This is a genomic window from Streptococcus oralis subsp. tigurinus (assembly GCF_002356415.1).
GTDB lineage: Bacteria > Bacillota > Bacilli > Lactobacillales > Streptococcaceae > Streptococcus > Streptococcus oralis_F.
The window spans coordinates 1,315,465-1,334,869 of sequence record NZ_AP018338.1; the positions used below are offsets into that span (position 1 = coordinate 1,315,465).

Sequence of the window (19,405 nt, forward strand, 5' to 3'; positions counted from 1 at the left end):
AGTAACTATTGTATCATTTATTTTTGCCAACTCATTTTCTTGTTTTCAAGAGCTAGTTATAGTTTCAAACTATATAAAAACGATAGTTCCTTGAGAAACTATCGTTTTTCCTGTTGAATAGACTGGTTATTTAACGTGTTTTGCCAGTTCTTCTTGCGCTTTTTTATTTGATTCTTCTTTTTCTTTCTGCCATTTTTCTTTAGCTTTTTCATACTCATCAGTCGTTACAGTCTTATCTTGCAACTTGAGGTACTTGTATGATTCGACACCCTTATTTCCAGCTTGTGAGAATGGCGCTGAGAATGGAACTGTCTTTCTCAAGCCAGGTGTTCCACCTTGGGAAACGTTTGGAATTGCAAGGGCGCTATCAACGAGCCAAGCTTGAATTTCAGCATATTTTTCATAACGTTTCGCTGGGTCTTGCTCCTTGTTCGCTTCTTCTAACATTTGAGTGTAAGTATCCAGACCAACTGCCTTAGCCTTGTCATTGACCTCACCTGGTTCTAGACCAAGGTTTTGCAACATACCACCGTTATTGACATTTAGGATATCTAGATAGCTTGATGGATCCAAGTAGTCAGCACTCCAACCGCCATTATAGATATCAAAGTCTTTTTGAGCTGCCGTTTGAGCGAGGTAGCTAGAATTATCGTAGTCATCTGTTGATAATTGTTGGATATCGATAACCACATTCTCAGCTCCTAGAACAGATTCGATGGATTGTTTCAAAGAGCTCGCTTCAAGTACACCTTTTTTAGCTGATTGGTCAACTGATACGTCCAAGTGGATTGGGAATTGTACACCCTTAGCTTCCAATTCTTTCTTAGCTTCTGCAAATTTAGCTTTAGCCTTGTCAGGATTGTAGTATGGGTCTTGCGCATCTGCAAAGTTGATTCCTTGCCATTCTTGGCCATAGTTGACCATCTTTTCTGAAACAACATCGCCAAAGTCTTTTCCGTTAATACTTACAAATGTTGGAGGTACAACCAAGTTACGAATAATCTTTGTTGCTCCTTCTTCCCCTTGAGATTGTGCTCCATAGGCTGTACGGTTATAAGCATAGTTGAAGGCTTGACGGAAGTTTTTATTCAGAACTGCTTCTTGAGTTGATTTCTTTTCGATATCTGATGTTTTAGACGTGAAGTTATAAGATTTTCTGTCCAAGTTGAAGTTCAAGTAATAAGAAGTTGCGTTTTGCATACTATAGATGATGTTATCCTTGTTCTTCTCTTTAATTCCTTCAAAGCTTGAGCTATTTGGATAGAGACGCGCGTAGCTGTAGACTCCTTCTACAAAGTTACGAGCTAGGGCATCTTGGTCACTACCATCATAGTAAGTCAATTTCACATCATCCACAAAGACATTTTTAGCATCCCAGTAATTTGGATTCTTCTTGTATTCGATAACAGATTTTGAAACAAACGATTTCATCAAGAAAGGTCCACTGTACAAAATGCTAGAAGGATCTACCTTACCAAAATCATCCCCTTTTGATTTCAGGAAGTCTGCATTGACAGGGAAGAGAATGGTTGAAGTTGTTTTAGAATTCCAATAAGGTTCTGGACGTGTCAAAGTATACTGAACTGTTTGGTCGTCAATCGCCTTAACACCGACAGTTGAAAAGTCAGTTGTTTTCCCGTTGATATAGTCATCCAAACCTGCTACAGAGTCTTGAACCAGGTACAAGGCTTCGGATTTTTTATCAGCAGCATATTTCAACCCAGTGACAAAATCTTGCGCCGTTACAGGGGCGTATTCTTCACCCTCATAGGTATACCATTTTGCATCCTTACGCAATTTGTAAGTATAGGTCAAACCGTCCTGAGAAACAGTCCAATCCTCTGCCAACGATGGAACATAGTTACCGTATTGGTCATTTTCCATCAATCCATCTACCAAATTAGTAACGATGTCGTTGGTTGTTGCACGGTTTTCTGCAAGATAGTTCAAACTAGATGGATCGCTCGAATAAACATAGTTATATGTTTTAGAAGAACTAGTTGAGTTTCCACATGCGCTCAGTAAGATACCTGCGCTTAACACGACACTTGCAAGTGTCAGATACTTGGCCTTAGACTTTTTCATCTCCAGAACCTCCTGTTTAAAAGTTTTGTCTTATTATACAGCTTTGGTTTTATTTAGTCAAGTAATTTCTGAAGAAAAACTTAAAAAACATATTTTTCTACTCTTAATTTTAGAAAAAGTTCTCCTTTTTTAAGAAAAATGTACTATAAAAACCTTTCTATTAAAGAAAGGTTAATTCATTGCTTTTATTTATAAATCTTCTTACGATATTTTCAATCGTGTCCGTAGTCGGTCCGCTTGGGCTTTACCTATTATCTTGTCTAAGAGTCGTGTTCGTAGGCTCATCAAACCATAGAGACATCCTCCAAGCCCTCCGATGAGAGCCACATAAAGGAAACTCCAGAAACGTCCACTTGGTTGGAAGACAAAACCGAGTAGCCACTGCAAGAAGCCAACTAGGATAAACATGACAAGAGTCAAGATGGTGATCAAAATAGTCCGTTTCAAGATTATCTTTCGACGAGCACCCGTTACCTGGCAGATGTCTCGGTACATCAAGACATTCGGAATAATCAAGCCGATAGTCGTTGAGATCAAGGGACCGTAGCTGTGAAAAATGGCAATGGTTGGCAATTGCAAGACGATCTTAGCAATAGAACCATAGACAAAATAAAGAACTGCCTTGCGATTTCGGAACATGGCCTGAAGCATAGGGGACAAGACCATATACAAACCTAGGATAGTAGACTGCAAAACTGCAAAGACAAACAAGCCCATGGCCAGACTATCTGGCTTACCGTAAAAGACTGTGTAGAGCGGTTCTCCTACCATAACAACCCCAACCGTTGCTGGTAGCAAGAATAAGAAGAGCATGGTGAGGCTATCTTGGACTAAGCGAGCCGCTGCCCGCAAGTCGCCTTTTACATAGTTCTCCGTCAACAGCGGCAAACCAACACTCCCAATTGAAACTCCCACAGAGATTAAAATCATGGTAATTTTATTAGGATTGGCAGAGAAATAAGAAAACATGACAACCAAGTCTTCATTGCTGTAGTTGGTAAACCACTTCATACTATTGATAAAGGTCATCTGGTCTAAAATCTGGAAGAGCTGGATGGCTGATCCCGTCAGGATAAAGGGAATGGCTTCCTTGATGGTATCAACCAAAAGTCGCTTACTATTGATCTTATCCCGTGTTTCAAAGACTTTCTTAAGCAAACCTTCTTGGGCAAGGAAATAAATCAAAACTACAAAACTGGCCACCATCCCCACAAAGGCCGCAAAGGTCGATTGGGTAACGGCTGATAAGTAGTCACCAGACCCCATCTTCATAATGAAGAAGGTCGCCAACAACATCCAGATAACACGAATTACCTGCTCGGCGATTTGGCTCATAGCATAGGGTTTCAGGTTGTTCATCCCTTGGAAGAAGCCTCGGATAACACTCATAGATGGGAAAATCAAGACTGCCCAAGCCAAACTCTGCATGATGGGAATCAGGTCTTTCCCCACACCTGACAAATCTGCTAGCCAAGGAGAAAAGAGATACAAAACCAAGGCAAAGACTAGACCCAAGCCCGTCATAAAGCTTAGGAAACTCCGAATCAAGGCAAAGCTATGCTCTTCTTCTCGCATGGTATTGTACTTAGCTACTTGTTTGGCGACCGCAACTGGGATACCCGCCGTCGAAATCAGTAAGAACCAGGCGTAAATATTGTAGCCCATGGTAAAGAGACCATTTGCCTTGGCTGCATAGGTTCCCATCCAAATATACCAGGGAATAATGTAGATAGCCCCAAGAAGGCGACTAATAAAGTTACTGGCTGTTAGCCAAGCAGTCCCTCGCAACATCTGGGCCTGCTGGTGATTGTTTTCGTTAGACATAGCTTCCTCATTCAATTTTGATAACTAGGAAATTTTCCTCATCTTCCATTATAAACTTTTCCTTGTTACTTGTAAAATTCAGACTTTCGGTTTACAATAGAAAGTATGATAAAGATTGAAACCGTATTAGATATATTAAAGAAAGATGATCTCTTCCGCGAGATTATCGACCAAGGGCACTACCACTACAACTACAACGCAGTTGTTTTTGATAGCATCAGTTACGACAGCCGAAAAGTAAAAGAAGGCACTCTTTTTTTTGCAAAAGGCGCTGCCTTTAAAAAAGAATACCTTCTTTCTGCTATAAGTCAGGGCTTAGCCTGGTACGTCGCAGAAAAGGACTACGAAGTCGGTATCCCTGTCATCGTTGTGAACGATATCAAGAAAGCCATGAGTTTGATTGCGATGGAATTTTATGGTAATCCGCAAGCGAAACTAAAAATTCTCGCTTTCACAGGGACAAAAGGAAAGACAACATCTGCTTACTTTGCTTACCACATTCTATCTCAACGCTACCCAACAGCTCTCTTGTCAACTATGAATACAACTCTAGATGGCAAAACCTTCTTTAAATCTTCCTTCTCAACGCCTGAAAACATCGATCTTTTCGACATGATGGCCCAGGCTGTTAAGAATGGAAGAACCCATCTTGTAATGGAAGTATCTAGCCAAGCCTATCTTGTTCATCGAGTCTATGGTCTGACCTTTGATGTAGGTGTCTTTCTTAACATTACTCCTGACCATATCGGTCCGATTGAGCATCCTAGCTTTGAAGATTACTTCTACCACAAACGTCTCTTGATGAAAAATAGCCGAGCAGTTGTCATTAATAGCGACATGGACCACTTTTCTGTATTGAAAGAACAAGTGGAACATCAAGAACATGACTTCTATGGTAGCCATTCGAGCAACCAAATCGAGAACTCCAAAGCCTTTAGCTTTTCAGCTACTGGTAAACTCGCTGGTGATTATGATATTCAACTCATTGGCCACTTCAATCAAGAAAATGCTGTTGCTGCAGGACTTGCCTGTCTTCGTCTAGGTGCTAGTCTTGAAGATATCAAAAAAGGAATCGCTGCAACCCGCGTTCCTGGACGTATGGAAGTCCTGACTCAGAAAAATGGAGCCAAGGTCTTCATCGACTACGCCCATAATGGTGACAGCCTGAAGAAACTGATCTCTGTTGTTGAAACTCATCAAACTGGAAAAATTGCTCTGGTTCTCGGTTCGACTGGAAACAAGGGAGAAAGTCGACGCAAAGACTTTGGCCTCCTCCTTAATCAACATCCTGAGATTCAAGTCTTTCTCACCGCTGATGACCCCAACTATGAAGATCCAATGGTGATTGCGGATGAAATTAGTAGCTATATCAGTCATCCTGTTGAAAAGATTGCCGATCGTGAACAAGCCATCAAGGCAGCTATGGCCATCACAAATCAAGAACTTGATGCCGTGATTATTGCTGGTAAGGGAGCTGATTGCTACCAGATCGTCCAAGGAAAGAAAGAAGACTATCCTGGAGATGCGGCTATCGCAGAACGTTATCTATAAAAAATCAAGGGAAACATTCCCTTGATTTTTTTTAGTCTTCTTTTTTAAATGAATTTTTAAGACCTTCAACGGCACCTTCTACAGCACCTTTAGCATCTTCTACAACTTCTTTTGCTTTCGCAACTGTTTTTTCTACAGCACCTTCTGCTTCTGTCTTGCTATCGCCAGTAACTTTACCAAATCCTTCTTTGATAGCACCAGTTGCTTGATCCAATTTATTTTCAAGTGACATAGCTCTGTCTCCTTTGCTTTTAATACGATAATCGTTATCGCTTACATTCAGTTTATGCTTATTCTTTAGTAAAGTCAAACAATCTGCTCAAAAGCTACCAATTAAGACAAATAGAAAGACAAGCGTTCCTTGTCAAAATCAACAGCCAACTCATACTTCCCTTCTTCGTTTTGAACAATATAACCCAAGACGACCAAACTATCCACAAAGATATCACGGCGTTTCTGCATCAGTTGATCTTTTTTGAGGAATTTTAACAAAAAAGTCGTCATATATTTGAGGGCATACTCAGGGTTAACATCTCCTAAAATAGCATAGAGTTTCTGCTGTTTTTCTGTCAAAGGATATTGGTGCTTGACCTTGTAGAAATAGTTGGATAGGGTCATCTTTTCTCTTGCAAAATCCGTAGATTCGACTAAAATGGCTGCATTGGTTTGATTGCGCAATTCTGTCTCAAAAGTCTTCTCTAGCAAAGTTTGATATACTGGACTATCCTCTCTGATAAAAATTTCTTGGTCAAGGGCTAAATCATCCGTAGATTCTAGAAAAGGAAGATTGAGCGAATAGTGTTTGTTTTCCCTTAGGATCAAGCCTGCCTTTATATACTCTTCTATAAGCTTATCAACTGATACATCTGGAAATTGAGCCTTTATCTCCCGAAGGATAACATCATCATGCTGGTCCAGATAGTCAACCAAATCTATAAAAAATGGCTGTCGAGTCAAACGAGAAGGATTAAAAATCTGAATCATGAAGATTCCTTTCTTTACATTCTAAAAGAGGGGATGCTGCCAACTGACTGGGATTGGTCCCTGGCTGATTCAGAGGCACAGGAAGTTCGAGTTTCCTGTAATATTCCCTCCAGAAATCACTAATCTCCTGCTCCCCATCTCCAAATTGCATCGGAACGCTTTCAAAAATAGGGAGGATTTCAGCGATGTACTGAGAGCAGTAAAAGCCAGATCCATCTGGATAAAAAGAGGCATTATAGGGTGCACCTAAATGTTTGCTAGCTCTTTCCTTCACCAAGTCAGCTTCCAGCTCTGGATAGACATAAAGGTCATAGAGATGAGTCGGTTCAAAAAATTCTACTGGTTCTTGACAGATAACACCTGCTTGCCCACTAGCATGATAAATCAAACCGTCCAAAAAGATAGCAACATGACTATAGTTCCCAGTAGAAATCTGGATGGCCTGCCCCATATCTGAAAGATCCTTCACAAAAATCAAATCGCCATTTTCTAACATCTTTCTCTCCTAGAAAAAAAGGAGCCGAGACCCCTTTAGATATAAGGAAACTAAGGTTTCCTCATTTCAATTATCACTCAGACTATTAGCCATTAAAGCTTTCTGTCAACTGAGGCACCACTTGTTTCTTACGTGAAACGGCACCTGGAAGGAAGGCATGGTTGTTTTCAAGTTTAAAGTTGAAAGCTGCTTCCACCTTGTCCATATTTGATCCAAGAGCAAGGATTTCTGAGTTTGAGTTGACGATATCTGTAATCATCAAGACAAAGTCAGAGTAACCGTTTGCTGTATTAGCCGCTTGCATTGCAGCTTCAATTTCTGCTTGGCGTTCCAAGACTTCAGCAATATCAACTGTATTAACCTGAGCTACACGAACCTTATTTCCGTTGAGTTCAAAGGTCTTAGCATCAATGTCAATCAATTCTTCAGCAGATTTGCTTGCCAAGTTTGTCCCAGCCTTGAGCATAGCTAGACCGTATTCTTCCAAGTTAACTCCAGCCAATTCAGCCAATTCAGGAGCAATGACCTTGTCACTTGGGTGTGTGGTTGGTGATTTCAAAAGAAGAGTATCTGAAATCAAACCTGACAGCATCAAACCTGCAATTTCTTTAGGAACTGCTACACCGTGTTCTTTGAACATGCGGTAAACGATTGAAGACGCAGATCCAACTGGTTCCAAACGCATGTAGAGTGGGCTTGCAGTTTCAAAGTTAGCTACACGGTGGTGGTCTACAACACCATAAACTTCTACTTCAGCGATATCTGATACAGACTGTTGGAATTCATTGTGGTCGGTCAAAATAACTTGCTCTGCACCTTCTGCTTTAGCAGATGTGATGACGCGTGGTGCTTCTACACCAAAATAGTTCAAAACAAAGGCTGTTTCTTCATTTGGAGTTCCAAGTGCTACTGCTTCTGTGTCCAATCCATAAGCTTCTTTTGCAAGATAAGCAAAGGCTACAGATGACCCGATGGCATCTGAGTCTGGATTTTGGTGACCAAATACTAGAATCTTAGACATGATAATACCTCATTTAATTTATTCATCTTATTTTAGCATTTTTTTCCTCTTTTGACAAAAGTAAGAGGAGCCAAAGGACTCCTCGTTAGACATCAATATGATTGATTAGATTTTTCTCTTGATTTTCGGATAAAAATCGTTCTTTCTGTGGGCGTTTCTTTCGTTTGAGAAGAACCTCTGCTGACATGGCTTCTTCCTTGCTAGCAAAACCCTCTACATAGATGAGTTTAACTGGCAAGCGAGCCCGGGTATACTTGGCTCCCTTACCACTATTATGAACGGCAAGGCGCCTCTTCACATCCGTTGTATAGCCCGTATAGTAAGACCCGTCGCGACACTCAACCACATACATATAAGCCTTATGATCCATAATAAATCTCTTGAATTTCTGGCGTGTAGGAACCATCATCATTGTGAACAATGAGTGGTGGCAAGACCTTGAAGCCACTCGTCGATCCATCCTTAATAGCTTCGATTAAAAGCATATTGGCTTCCTTTTCTCGTTTAGGATAGACAAATTGCAGGCGCTTGGGAGCCAGGTTATGGCGTTGAAGCATATCTAGAATATCCAAAAGTCGATCTGGACGATGAACCATAACCAAACGCCCATTAGACTTGAGAATACTCTGAGCACTTCGACAGATTTCCTTAAGATTAGTCGCAATTTCATGTCTAGCTAAAAGGTAGTGTTCACTCTCATTCAAATTGGAATGTGGATCCACCTTGAAATAAGGGGGATTGCACAAAATCATATCCACCTTACTTCCTTGGATGTGAGCAGGCATATTTTTCAAATCATCGCAGATAACCTGCATCTGCTCTTCCAAGCCATTCAACTGAACCGAACGCTCTGCCATATCCGCCAAGCGCTCTTGAATTTCTACAGAGAGAATTTTTGCCTTGGTACGACTACTTGCAAAAAGTCCAACTGCACCATTTCCAGCACAAAAGTCCACAATTAAACCCCGTTTAGGGAAGCGAGGAAAGCGTGACAAGAGAACACTATCCACCGAATAACTAAACACTTCTCTATTTTGAATGATCTTGATATCTGTCGAAAAGAGCTGGTTGATTCGCTCTCCTGATTTTAATAATTGTTCTTCTTTCATACTTTCATTATATCAAATTATGTTAATAGCACAAATAATTTAGATAATCGTATTTACGGCTTCTTTTTTAAATGCTCCAATGCTTCACGCGTCCAAACAGGCATCATTCGTCCAAGTGGTGCAAAACCGTGCTTGATTCGATCATTTGAAAAACGTCTCCGTCTTGGCAATTGATGTTTTTCCTCTTCTAAGGTACGGATAGAAAGGCTGGCCTTTCCAGTGTATTCGTCAAAATCCACTACCTGTACTTGAACCTCATCGCCAATTTTTAAAATGTCATATATATTTTCAATAAATCCCGTCCGAATCTCCGAGATGTGAATCAGCCCTGTTACCCCTGTATCTAACTCAACAAAGGCACCATAGGGCTGAATTCCTGTAATACGCCCAGTTAGCTTATCACCAATTTTCATTCTAGTCCTCAATTTCAATCGTTTCAATTACCACATCTTCAACTGGTTTGTCCATTGCACCAGTCTCAACAGCTGCAATGGCATCCAAGACTGCAAAAGATTCAGCATCTACTAACTGCCCAAAAACAGTATGGCGGCGGTCAAGGTGAGGTGTTCCACCTTGTTCTGCATAAATCTCAGCGATTGGTTCAGGCCAACCACCACGCGCAATCTCTTTCTTAGAGTATGGCAAGTGTTGGTTTTGGACGATAAAGAACTGGCTTCCATTGGTATTTGGACCCGCATTGGCCATAGAAAGGGCACCACGAACATTATAGAGTTCTTCTGAAAATTCATCTTCAAAAGAGTCGCCGTAGATTGACTCACCACCCATACCAGTACCAGTTGGGTCTCCACCTTGGATCATAAAGTCCTTGATAATTCGGTGGAAAATCACACCATCATAGTAACCGTCTTTTGACAGAGCAACAAAGTTAGCCACTGTTTTAGGAGCGTGATCAGGGAAAAGTTTGATGCGCATATCACCATGATTTGTTTTAATAGTCGCTATCGGACCTTCTACTGTTTCAATTTCTACTTGTGGAAAATGCAATTCTTTTTCTACCATACCAAATCCTTCTAAGGCATTAAAAATGCCATCTTCTTCTACTGTTTTTGTTATATAATCTGCTTTTTCTTTGATTTTATCATGGGAAACACCCATAGCAACGCTGATTCCAGCATAATCAAAGAGTTCCAAGTCATTGAGACCGTCACCAAAGACCATGACATTCTCTGGTTTCAAGCCTAAATGCTCCACCACCTTGGCTACACCTGTGGCTTTTGAACCTGAAATAGGCACAATATCAGATGAATGTTTATGCCAACGCACCATGCGAAGTTTACCAGAGAGACTATCTGGTAGGTGCAAGTCATCTCCTTTATCTTCAAAGGTCCACATCTGGTATATATCTGCTTTTTCATGGAAGTCAGGATCCACATCCAAGTTCGGATAAATCGGATCAATAGCCTCACTGATCAGTTCTGTTCGAGTAGAGAGCTTGGCGTCATGACTGCCAACCAAGCCATATTCAATTCCCTCTCGCTTAGTCCAAGAGATATACTCCTCAACATCTGACTTGTCAATCTGATGCAGATAAATGACCTGACTTTTTTTATCTTCAATATAGGCCCCATTTAGGGTTACAAAAAAGTCCGGCTTGAGCTCACGAATCTCTGGAACAACTCCAAAAATACCACGTCCAGAAGCAATACCTGTTAAAATTCCTTTTTCACGCAACTGCTTAAAGACAGTGGGAATTGTAGCTGGAATAAAACCCGTCTTTGACGTACGCAGGGTATCATCAATATCAAAAAAAACGATTTTAATCTTCTTTGCCTTGTATTTTAATTTCGCATCCATCTCTCTACCTCTTTTCCATCACTCTTTCCATTATACCATAAAGCTGATGAAATTCCTTTTTTGAAAAAAGATGAAAATCCTATCAAAAAGAGAGCCAGTATAACTAGCCCTCTCTTTTCATTCTAGAACATCTCTAGAGCAATCATGGTAATCATTGTTGCATCATAGTAGTTGTCCAAAGATAAATCTTGTGTAAAAATGTATTTATTTTGCTGAAGAAGTTTCAGATAACCTTCTCCCTTGTCAGATGCATAGGTAATCGGTGCCAAAAAACTACCTGCCTGGTATTGATTGAGGGCCGTTCCATTCAAGTCATAACCAGCATAAATACGTTGCTCTTTCATAAAGAAATCCATCATCTTTTGAACGAGTTTTTGGCTTCTTTCATCCTGACTCTGTGACAAGTGATATGGCAAACGACAAGCGTTATAAGAATACGCTCCATCATACTGAGATTCGATAGTGTTGGCATCAACAAGACGTACCCCTGACTTCTCAGCCCAGATAAAGTCTGGCAAGAGACCCGTATCAGAATGAGAACTGATTTGCTCCAATTGCCCAAGCATCTTATCCTTAACATCTAACCACTGTTTGTTTCCAGTCAGGTCATAAAAAGACTGGAAATAGTGAGGAAGAGTATCAGACGTTCGCATCAAGTAATAGTAATCGGAATCCTTGTTGGCCCAGTTCCCTACTGTCAGAACACCTGTCTCTTCGTTGTAATTGTATTGAAGGATATCAGCCAAGATCTTTTTAGCTTGCTCTTGGTATTCCTGTGCTTTATCTGGCCACTGTTTGGCAGCTTCAATTAAAGAATAAGCGATATAGAGATCTCCATCAGTTGCGTTTTGCTTCTCAACCGTTTCACTCTCATTTTTGATCACTTGCTTCCAAGACATCAACTGCGTCCCCTCAATACGATGATTTTGGTAATAACTATAAAGACTATCAAAATCTGCTTGACTTGCTTGCCCTTTTTGGGCAGCTAAAACTGTTATGAGCATGCCGTAACTTTGAGCTTCTGATAGAACTGTTGTCTCCTCAGAATCATTCGTCGTACGGACATAGGACTGATTTCCCTTAGTCACAAGAAACTGTTGGCTCCATTGGTGGTAAATACGATTGCGCATCTCGACTTTACTCCTTCCTCTTGCCAAAAACAAGGTTAAACAAAAGATAGAAAGGATGAGCACAAACCATACATATTTTAATTTATTCGTTTTCATAAATCCTCCTATCCTGCAAATCGCTTGGTTTTAACCCACTTGGTTTCTTTTCGTCGGAGTACCTTGTCCAGAACGATTGAAGAAATGGAATCAATGGATACAACGATAAACATCTGTGCGTAAGAGAAATAGGCTACCAAGGCTAACCAGATTTGTTTTGTCGTCGCTTGTCCAAACTGACTTGCTAATGCCGTCATAATTTGCATCAAATAGAGACCAATCATGAGAATCCAGTTGAAGAGCATGAGCTGGGCGATGTAGATATTATCCGCATCAAAAGCAAATGGAATTCTGACATCTGGGAAGAAAAGATTAAGACAGATCGCTAGCACATTCGCTAGGAAAATCAAATCCGATAGGACAATGGCAAAGTTAAACCAAAAGAAAACACAAGAATAGTTAAAGACTTCTAGTTTAACGCGCCAGTTTGCTCTGCCAAATAAATGCTTAAAATTTGAGAGAACAACTTCGTAGTTTCCTTTAGCCCAACGTTTTCGTTGCATATAGTAACTCTTTAAGGTTTCAGGTTCTTGTTGGAAAGCCTCTGAGTTATAAGCAAGGGCGATCAATTTACCACTCTGCATGATTTTAAAAGAAATATCGGTATCCTCAGTCAAGGCACCATTTTTCCAACCACCGATACTCTTTACAAAGTCGGTTTGAATGATAAAGTTGGTTCCTGGGATACGACCAATTTTAAAGAGATGCCACATCCCAACATGGTGCACCCGCTGGGTAACAACGATTTCTTGGTTGATACAACGAGTCAAAAAATTTTGATTGGCATTTCGAGTCTTGTTGCGACCGAAAGATGCCACGTGGCGTTCTGGGTCCTTTATCACTTCTTTGACAAGGAAATAAAGGGCATTTTTTTCAGGCATGGCATCTGCATCATAAACACAGATATATTCACCCGTTGCCATCTCTAAGGCATCGTTTAGAACGCCTGCTTTTCCTCCCGTACCAGTACGGTCGATAATAGTCAGATTTCTTCCTACATATTCAGGCAGAGCTTGTACAGACAAACACTCTGCATAGGTGTTGTCCGAACAGTTATCCGCAAATAGAAGCAACTCCACACGATCGTGAGGGTAATTCATATCCAAGATAGCTTTTGCCGTCTGGGCAATAACCACATCCTCATTATGAGCAGGAACAACAATAGTAACCTTAGGGTAATAAGGTAGTGGCGAGGTATCCACACGAAAATCACTGTGTTTAAACCAAAAGTGAACAGCTGAAAAGAGAATTACCAAGCCCCAAGCTAGAGAAATCCAAATTGTAAGCAAGGTAAAAATCATTAACATTTGACTAATCATGATTCACCGCCTTAAAATTTTTGTTCACTCGATGGTAGAGAATATTGTATGCAATAAATAGTATAATAAAACAAATGCCAAAGGTGAGACTGAGTCCCAAAGCAATGCCAAAAAATATATTGGTTAGAGTCATGTTTCCCTCCTAATATTCTACAATTACATCTGTCTCTAATTGACGCTTGAGATTACTGGCAACATCCGAGTAGTTTTGGTATTTATCTTTATTATCAGAGTTAATCATCAAGTAACCTGTTTGGAATTGAATTCCTTGGTTTCCATCTTCTCCATGAAAAACTAAACTGCCTAGTTTCTCCTGCAAACCATTCAAATAGAGTTGCTTCAAAGAATCTTGACTACTATTAGATAAAACAAGAAAATTCCCATTTGAAACGTAATAGAGTTTATCGTTGTAACTCAATTCCTGAGAAATTACCTCTTGAATGCGACTGAGCATCAGATTATGTTCTTTCGGTTTAATCTGGAAGAACAAATCTTCATGCGCCCAATGAATCAATAAGGACTGTACCGTCACATCACTTTGTTCAGTTACCATAGCATGGTAATCTGCTCGAGCTGCGTCCTCCTGTTCTTGTACCTTTGAGGCCACCTTGAAGAAATAATAACGAACCTTAAGTAGAATCCCAATCAAAAGAGGAAAACTGATTAATAAGAAGACCAGTTGAATGATTGGGATATAAACCACACCCGCCACCAAAACGATAAGTCCAAGCCCAAATGTTAAGATAAGGGTCCAAGTAAGCAAAAGGTCAGATAATACCAACACTGCAAACAAGGCTAAAGCTAAAAACAAGATTTGTTCTAAAATGATTGCTCGAGCATACAAAAAACAAAGCACCAAAAGAATGGCCTCACAAGCAAGCAAAGCCATAAGCCAGTTTTTAAATTGACTCCAATTTTTCATGTTATCTTATTTCCCCCCTTTGAATTCAGATACAGAAGTCGCTGCACCAAAGTACTGTTGAATGGATTGGACGATTCGTTCAGAGGCTCTTCCATCTCCATAAGGATTCGGTGCCTGGGACATTTGTATATAAAGAGCTCCATCTGTTAAGAGAGCTGTCATTGCTTCTTTCACACGTACTGGATCCGTACCAACTAGCTTCAAAGTACCTGCTCTTACTCCTTCTGGACGTTCCGTCGTGTCACGAAGGACAAGGACAGGTTTGCCGAGAGAAGGCGCCTCTTCCTGAACACCTCCAGAGTCAGTCATGATAAAATAGCTTCTTGAAGCCAAATTATGAAAATCAAGTACATCTAAAGGCTCAATCAAGTGAATACGATCATGACCAGCTAAGATATCGTTTGCTGTTTCTTGCACAGCAGGGCTAAGGTGAACAGGATAAACAACTTCAATTTCCTGATGAAGATCGACCATCTCACGTAAAGCTGTAAAGACATTTCTCATTGGTTGACCTTGATTCTCACGACGGTGCATGGTTACCAATACAAGTTTCTTATCTGTATCCAATTGATCTAGAACTTCATGATAGTAATCCGATTGAACGGTTAGTTTCAAGGCATCAATGGCTGTATTTCCCGTAATGACAATAGCAGACTCAGGATGATTTTCCTTGAGTAGATTTTCTTTACTCTCACTAGTTGGAGCAAAATAGAGATCCGCAAGGTTATCTGTCATCTGACGATTCATTTCTTCTGGGAAGGGAGAATACTTATCAAAGGTCCTTAGACCAGCTTCAACGTGGCCGATACGTACCTGATTATAGAAAGCAACTAAACTTGCTACAAAAGTTGTCGTTGTATCTCCATGAACAAGAATCATATCTGGACGTTCTTGCTTAACAATTGGATCAAACTTTTCTAAAATTTTTCCAGTAATATCTAAGAGGGATTGATTTTGCCCCATAATATCCAGGTCATAATGTGGCTCGATGCTAAACGTTTCAAGAACTTGATCTAGCATTTGACGATGCTGAGCTGTCACAACTGTAATCGTCTCAATACTATCACTATGTTTTTGCAATTCTAACACTAAAGGGGCCATTTTAATAGCTTCTGGTCGTGTTCCAAAAACAACCATCACTTTCAATTTCTTCATTATGGTATCCTTCTACTATAATAAAATTTGACACATCAGATTAATCTTTATATCGAATTATTGCGCAAATCAATTAATTTGATTATCTTAATTATTTTACCGCTAATTAATTTATATGTCAAATTTTTCCAAGTATATTATTGCATTTAATTTAATTTTAAATAATCGTAATATTTTTGTAACGCTGTGATTTATAGCTTGTAAACCTTATACCTTAAAGTTTCCTTAAAATTTTTTTTGAGTGAAGTATTTTTTAAACATTCTAAAACTTACCATTATCTAAATATTTATTTTTTCTTAATAATTCAGATAATTATATTTTAGCGTTTCATAGAATATATCTCTTTTTCTAATACGAAAAAATCCCTCTCTAATGAAAAAGGGATTTACGACTTCTTGCTATTTTAAAGTTAAACCTTATAAGATCTATCTTAAATCAAATCTTTTGACAGATATAAAACAAGGTCACCGATATCTTCACAAATAGCATCCATAGCCGGTCTGTGATTTTGATACCAAACACCCGTCCCATCTGGAATATAGCCTCGTTTGATGTACAATCTCTGGGCAGGTCCATACCCTGAATGGAGCCCAACACCAAGGGTCACCTTATCCGATATGAGCCTAACTCGTTTTTCTGCTTCTTCCAGCAAGAGATTTCCAATACCTTGATTTTGAAAGGGCTCAAAAACATTGAAATCTGAAAGTTCTGGAGCCATTCCAGCAAAGGGACCCTGCTTAGCATCGGGTAAAATCGTAATGTAACCCGCTACAGCACCCTCAACCTCTGCAACTAAGACTTCTCTCTCCCCACTTTCTTGTTCAAGAAAATATCTATCCAAAATTTCTTCTCTACCCGGCCAACCTTGGCTGATAAATCCTCGAGATAGATCTTGTATGTCAGATTCTTGCATTTTTCTAATTGAACATGTCGTCTTCATAAGCTGCTCCTTTATAGCTTTCTCCTACCATTATAGCACGATAATAAAGATTAAAAGAAAAACCTAGTAAGACAAAAGAATCTTACTAGGTCAACAGGGAATCCTTTCTAACAAAATCCTATAAAAATCTGAAAAAGAGGTCCCCCGGACCGAACTCGCCTTCTCATTTCAAGGCTCGTAAAAAAAAGACCCGTAAGGGTCTTATTCGCTTTCTTATTTCCGAGCTCATGAAAAAGAGGTCCACTGGACCTCAACTCGCTCTCTCATTTCAAAGCTCATGAAAAAAAGACCCGTAAGGGTCTGAAAAAGAGGTCCCCCGGACCTCTTTTTTAATCTTCGTTTACGAAAGGCATCAAAGCCATTACGCGAGCGCGTTTGATAGCTGTTGTTACTTTACGTTGGTTTTTAGCTGAAGTTCCTGTTACACGACGAGGAAGGATTTTCCCACGTTCTGAAACGAAACGGCTAAGAAGCTCAGTATCTTTGTAATCAACATATTCAATTTTGTTTGCTGCGATGTAATCAACTTTTTTACGGCGTTTGAATCCGCCACGACGTTGTTGAGCCATGTTTTTTCTCCTTTATAGTATTAATTGTCCATTAGAATGGTAAATCATCATCTGAAATGTCCAATGGATTGGTTGCTCCGAATGGATTTTCAGAACGTGAAAAGTCTGGTACTGGGTTTGCAGGTGCTGATTGACCAGCAGTTGGTGCAGAATAAGCCCCACCTGTATGTCCTTCGCGCACTCCGCGGCTTTCCAACATTTGGAAATTCTCAGCCACGACTTCTGTTACGTAGACACGTTGTCCTTGCTGGTTATCGTAACTACGAGTCTGGATACGGCCTGTGATCCCGATAAGAGAGCCTTTTTTAGCCCAGTTGGCAAGATTTTCAGCCTGTTGGCGCCACATAACGACATTGATGAAATCAGCCTCACGTTCGCCATTTTGACTCTTAAATGTACGGTTTACTGCAAGAGTAAAAGTCGCAACTGCTACATTTGATGGGGTATAACGCAACTCAGCGTCACGTGTCATACGCCCTACAAGTACAACATTGTTAATCATAATTTACCTTCTTACGCGTCAAGTTTGACGATCATGTGACGAAGAATGTCAGTGTTGATTTTTGAAAGACGGTCAAACTCTTTAAGAGCTGCGTCGTCGTTTGCTTCAACGTTAACGATGTGGTAAAGTCCTTCACGGAAATCTTGGATTTCGTATGCAAGACGACGTTTTTCCCATGATTTTGATTCAACAACAGTTGCACCGTTGTCAGTCAAGATAGAGTCAAAACGTGCTACCAAAGCGTTTTTCGCTTCTTCTTCAATGTTTGGACGAATGATATAAAGAATTTCGTATTTAGCCATTGATATGTTCCTCCTTTTGGTCTAATGACCCCTAGTCTTTGCAAGGGGTAAGTGAGGTTTGCTCACAATAAACTATTATACTAGAAAAACTGATAGATAGCAAGATAAAAGTGAAAAAAGAAGATGAAATTATCTTCTTTTTACTAGTTTATGGTTTGATACGGTGTAGCATACGTGGGAATGGAATAGCTTCACGGATGTGTTTTGTACCTGCTGCGAAAGTGACCATACGCTCGATACCGATACCAAAGCCACCGTGTGGTACAGTACCGTATTTACGAAGGTCAAGGTAGAATTCATACTCTGTACGATCCATGCCAAGTTCATCCATCTTAGCAACTAATGCATCGTAGTCTTCCTCACGCATAGATCCACCGATGATTTCTCCGTAACCTTCTGGAGCAAGCAAGTCTGCACAAAGCACGCGCTCTGGATTTCCAGGAACTGGTTTCATGTAGAAGGCCTTGATAGCAGCTGGGTAGTTCATAACAAATGTTGGCACACCAAAGTGGTTTGAAATCCATGTTTCGTGTGGTGAACCAAAGTCATCTCCATGCTCAAGATGCTCGTAGTCAGCATCTTCATCATTTTCATGCTCTTGCAAAAGGTCAATGGCTTGATCGTAAGTGATGCGTTTAAATGGCTCTGCAATGTAGCGTTTCAAGAGCTCTATATCACGTTCCAAGGTTTCCAAGGCTTGAGGTGCACGATCAAGTACACCTTGAAGAAGGGCTTTTACGTAAGCTTCTTGCAAGTCAAGTGATTCATCGTGTGTCAGGTAGGAGTACTCAGCATCCATCATCCAGAACTCAGTCAAGTGACGGCGTGTTTTTGATTTTTCAGCACGGAATACTGGACCAAAGTCAAAGACACGACCAAGAGCCATAGCTCCTGCTTCTAGGTAAAGCTGACCTGATTGGCTCAAGTAGGCTGGCGTTCCAAAGTAGTCTGTTTCAAAGAGTTCAGTTGAATCCTCTGCCGCATTTCCTGAAAGAATTGGGCTATCAAATTTCATGAAGCCGTTCTTGTCGAAAAACTCATAAGTCGCATAGATAATCGCGTTACGGATTTGCATAACCGCTACTTGCTTACGAGAGCGGAGCCATAAGTGACGGTTGTCCATCAAGAAGTCAGTTCCGTGTTCTTTTGGTGTGATTGGGTAGTCTTGAGATTCACCGATGACTTCGATGTCTGTAATATCCAACTCATAGCCAAACTTAGAACGTTCGTCTTCTTTGACAATTCCTGTCACATAAACAGAAGTTTCTTGGCTCAAGCGTTTGATGGTGTCAAATTTTTCAAGACCTACCTCTTCACCAAATTTTTCAATAAAGTTTGGTTTGAAGGCAACTCCTTGGAAAAAGGCTGTTCCATCACGCAATTGCAAGAAGGCAATTTTTCCTTTTCCTGATTTGTTGGCAACCCAGGCCCCAATGGTCACTTCTTGACCAACGTAGTCTTTTACTTCGATAATTGTTACACGTTTTGTCATGTTTTATCTTCCTTTTCTTTACCTTGTCCGAAGACGTCATTACTCATTATTTTACCACAAATAGACTCTGATAGCTAGGTTCTACTGGAGAA

20 protein-coding genes are annotated in these 19,405 nt (G+C 40.2%); 1 reads left to right on the forward strand and 19 read right to left on the reverse strand.

Annotation, left to right across the window (positions count from 1 at the left end; translation table 11 throughout):
* Positions 1-126: 126 nt before the first annotated feature.
* Both STO1_RS06645 and STO1_RS06650 read right to left on the reverse strand, forming a co-directional pair.
* A complete protein-coding gene (locus STO1_RS06645) occupies positions 127-2,085 on the reverse strand; it encodes a peptide ABC transporter substrate-binding protein (protein ID WP_033584499.1) in 1,959 nt (652 codons plus the stop codon).
* 201 nt (positions 2,086-2,286) lie between these two features.
* Positions 2,287-3,909 (reverse strand): putative polysaccharide biosynthesis protein, encoded by a 1,623-nt coding sequence (locus tag STO1_RS06650; protein ID WP_061588053.1) that lies wholly within the window; start codon positions 3,907-3,909, stop codon positions 2,287-2,289.
* A 105-nt stretch (positions 3,910-4,014) separates the two neighbouring features.
* Here STO1_RS06650 and STO1_RS06655 point away from each other — a divergent pair, with 105 nt between their 5' ends.
* On the forward strand, positions 4,015-5,460 hold the full coding sequence (locus STO1_RS06655) for a UDP-N-acetylmuramoyl-L-alanyl-D-glutamate--L-lysine ligase (RefSeq protein WP_096422519.1): 1,446 nt from the start codon (positions 4,015-4,017) through the stop codon (positions 5,458-5,460).
* A gap of 31 nt (positions 5,461-5,491) precedes the next feature.
* On the opposite strand, the gene STO1_RS06660 is transcribed toward STO1_RS06655, so the two are convergent.
* The 17 genes from STO1_RS06660 to asnS form a co-directional block, all read right to left on the reverse strand.
* Positions 5,492-5,692, reverse strand: coding sequence for a CsbD family protein (locus STO1_RS06660; protein WP_000051178.1), 201 nt, complete (start codon positions 5,690-5,692; stop codon positions 5,492-5,494).
* Positions 5,693-5,793: 101 nt separating this feature from the next.
* The gene (locus STO1_RS06665; protein ID WP_096422521.1) at positions 5,794-6,444 is read right to left on the reverse strand and encodes a DUF1803 domain-containing protein; all 651 of its coding nucleotides are present in this window, start codon (positions 6,442-6,444) and stop codon (positions 5,794-5,796) included.
* Complete coding sequence (locus STO1_RS06670; protein ID WP_096422523.1) at positions 6,428-6,940, reverse strand: YiiX/YebB-like N1pC/P60 family cysteine hydrolase; 513 nt, start codon at positions 6,938-6,940, stop codon at positions 6,428-6,430. Before STO1_RS06670 ends, STO1_RS06665 begins: the two co-directional genes overlap by 17 nt.
* Positions 6,941-7,025: 85 nt before the next feature.
* Positions 7,026-7,961 (reverse strand): manganese-dependent inorganic pyrophosphatase, encoded by a 936-nt coding sequence (locus STO1_RS06675; RefSeq protein ID WP_049519060.1) that lies wholly within the window; start codon positions 7,959-7,961, stop codon positions 7,026-7,028.
* Between the two features lie 85 nt (positions 7,962-8,046).
* Positions 8,047-8,331 carry a GIY-YIG nuclease family protein gene (locus STO1_RS06680; RefSeq protein WP_096422525.1) on the reverse strand — a complete coding sequence of 95 codons (285 nt, stop codon included), beginning with the start codon at positions 8,329-8,331 and terminating at the stop codon, positions 8,047-8,049.
* Positions 8,321-9,070 (reverse strand): tRNA1(Val) (adenine(37)-N6)-methyltransferase, encoded by a 750-nt coding sequence (locus STO1_RS06685; protein ID WP_096422527.1) that lies wholly within the window; start codon positions 9,068-9,070, stop codon positions 8,321-8,323. The genes STO1_RS06680 and STO1_RS06685 overlap by 11 nt, the downstream gene beginning before the upstream one ends.
* Before the next feature lie 53 nt (positions 9,071-9,123).
* Positions 9,124-9,483, reverse strand: coding sequence for a S1 RNA-binding domain-containing protein (locus STO1_RS06690; protein ID WP_096422529.1), 360 nt, complete (start codon positions 9,481-9,483; stop codon positions 9,124-9,126).
* A 1-nt stretch (position 9,484) separates the two neighbouring features.
* A complete protein-coding gene (locus STO1_RS06695) occupies positions 9,485-10,885 on the reverse strand; it encodes a bifunctional Cof-type HAD-IIB family hydrolase/peptidylprolyl isomerase (RefSeq protein WP_096422531.1) in 1,401 nt (466 codons plus the stop codon).
* Positions 10,886-11,007: 122 nt separating this feature from the next.
* Entirely contained in the window at positions 11,008-12,111 is a 1,104-nt protein-coding gene (locus STO1_RS06700) for a family 8 glycosyl hydrolase (RefSeq protein ID WP_096422533.1), read from the reverse strand.
* An 8-nt stretch (positions 12,112-12,119) separates the two neighbouring features.
* The gene (locus STO1_RS06705) at positions 12,120-13,430 is read right to left on the reverse strand and encodes a glycosyltransferase family 2 protein (RefSeq protein WP_096422535.1); all 1,311 of its coding nucleotides are present in this window, start codon (positions 13,428-13,430) and stop codon (positions 12,120-12,122) included.
* A gap of 142 nt (positions 13,431-13,572) precedes the next feature.
* Positions 13,573-14,352, reverse strand: a complete 780-nt coding sequence (locus tag STO1_RS06715) for a hypothetical protein (protein WP_084911357.1) — start codon at positions 14,350-14,352, stop codon at positions 13,573-13,575.
* A 6-nt stretch (positions 14,353-14,358) separates the two neighbouring features.
* Positions 14,359-15,507 (reverse strand): non-hydrolyzing UDP-N-acetylglucosamine 2-epimerase, encoded by a 1,149-nt coding sequence (wecB, locus tag STO1_RS06720; protein ID WP_096422539.1) that lies wholly within the window; start codon positions 15,505-15,507, stop codon positions 14,359-14,361.
* 431 nt (positions 15,508-15,938) lie between these two features.
* The gene (locus STO1_RS06725) at positions 15,939-16,448 is read right to left on the reverse strand and encodes a GNAT family N-acetyltransferase (protein WP_096422541.1); all 510 of its coding nucleotides are present in this window, start codon (positions 16,446-16,448) and stop codon (positions 15,939-15,941) included.
* Between the two features lie 329 nt (positions 16,449-16,777).
* A complete protein-coding gene (gene rpsR / locus STO1_RS06730; protein ID WP_000068664.1) occupies positions 16,778-17,017 on the reverse strand; it encodes a 30S ribosomal protein S18 in 240 nt (79 codons plus the stop codon).
* Positions 17,018-17,048: 31 nt separating this feature from the next.
* Positions 17,049-17,519, reverse strand: coding sequence for a single-stranded DNA-binding protein SsbA (gene ssbA / locus STO1_RS06735; RefSeq protein WP_000609596.1), 471 nt, complete (start codon positions 17,517-17,519; stop codon positions 17,049-17,051).
* An 11-nt stretch (positions 17,520-17,530) separates the two neighbouring features.
* Positions 17,531-17,821 carry a 30S ribosomal protein S6 gene (gene rpsF / locus STO1_RS06740; protein ID WP_049505311.1) on the reverse strand — a complete coding sequence of 97 codons (291 nt, stop codon included), beginning with the start codon at positions 17,819-17,821 and terminating at the stop codon, positions 17,531-17,533.
* Positions 17,822-17,969: 148 nt separating this feature from the next.
* Positions 17,970-19,313, reverse strand: a complete 1,344-nt coding sequence (asnS, locus tag STO1_RS06745; RefSeq protein WP_096422543.1) for an asparagine--tRNA ligase — start codon at positions 19,311-19,313, stop codon at positions 17,970-17,972.
* Positions 19,314-19,405: the final 92 nt, after the last annotated feature.

Coding starts and splice junctions, on each gene's coding strand:
- STO1_RS06650 (WP_061588053.1), bottom strand. CDS start 3,909: ATGTCTAACGAAAACAATCACCAGCAGGCCCAGATGTTGCGAGGGACT.
- STO1_RS06725 (WP_096422541.1), bottom strand. CDS start 16,448: ATGAAGACGACATGTTCAATTAGAAAAATGCAAGAATCTGACATACAA.
- STO1_RS06685 (WP_096422527.1), bottom strand. CDS start 9,070: ATGAAAGAAGAACAATTATTAAAATCAGGAGAGCGAATCAACCAGCTC.
- STO1_RS06680 (WP_096422525.1), bottom strand. CDS start 8,331: ATGGATCATAAGGCTTATATGTATGTGGTTGAGTGTCGCGACGGGTCT.
- STO1_RS06695 (WP_096422531.1), bottom strand. CDS start 10,885: ATGGATGCGAAATTAAAATACAAGGCAAAGAAGATTAAAATCGTTTTT.
- rpsF (WP_049505311.1), bottom strand. CDS start 17,821: ATGGCTAAATACGAAATTCTTTATATCATTCGTCCAAACATTGAAGAA.
- STO1_RS06690 (WP_096422529.1), bottom strand. CDS start 9,483: ATGAAAATTGGTGATAAGCTAACTGGGCGTATTACAGGAATTCAGCCC.
- STO1_RS06705 (WP_096422535.1), bottom strand. CDS start 13,430: ATGATTAGTCAAATGTTAATGATTTTTACCTTGCTTACAATTTGGATT.
- asnS (WP_096422543.1), bottom strand. CDS start 19,313: ATGACAAAACGTGTAACAATTATCGAAGTAAAAGACTACGTTGGTCAA.
- STO1_RS06665 (WP_096422521.1), bottom strand. CDS start 6,444: ATGATTCAGATTTTTAATCCTTCTCGTTTGACTCGACAGCCATTTTTT.
- STO1_RS06645 (WP_033584499.1), bottom strand. CDS start 2,085: ATGAAAAAGTCTAAGGCCAAGTATCTGACACTTGCAAGTGTCGTGTTA.
- STO1_RS06655 (WP_096422519.1), top strand. CDS start 4,015: ATGATAAAGATTGAAACCGTATTAGATATATTAAAGAAAGATGATCTC.
- wecB (WP_096422539.1), bottom strand. CDS start 15,507: ATGAAGAAATTGAAAGTGATGGTTGTTTTTGGAACACGACCAGAAGCT.
- STO1_RS06675 (WP_049519060.1), bottom strand. CDS start 7,961: ATGTCTAAGATTCTAGTATTTGGTCACCAAAATCCAGACTCAGATGCC.
- STO1_RS06715 (WP_084911357.1), bottom strand. CDS start 14,352: ATGAAAAATTGGAGTCAATTTAAAAACTGGCTTATGGCTTTGCTTGCT.
- STO1_RS06660 (WP_000051178.1), bottom strand. CDS start 5,692: ATGTCACTTGAAAATAAATTGGATCAAGCAACTGGTGCTATCAAAGAA.
- STO1_RS06670 (WP_096422523.1), bottom strand. CDS start 6,940: ATGTTAGAAAATGGCGATTTGATTTTTGTGAAGGATCTTTCAGATATG.
- ssbA (WP_000609596.1), bottom strand. CDS start 17,519: ATGATTAACAATGTTGTACTTGTAGGGCGTATGACACGTGACGCTGAG.
- rpsR (WP_000068664.1), bottom strand. CDS start 17,017: ATGGCTCAACAACGTCGTGGCGGATTCAAACGCCGTAAAAAAGTTGAT.
- STO1_RS06700 (WP_096422533.1), bottom strand. CDS start 12,111: ATGAAAACGAATAAATTAAAATATGTATGGTTTGTGCTCATCCTTTCT.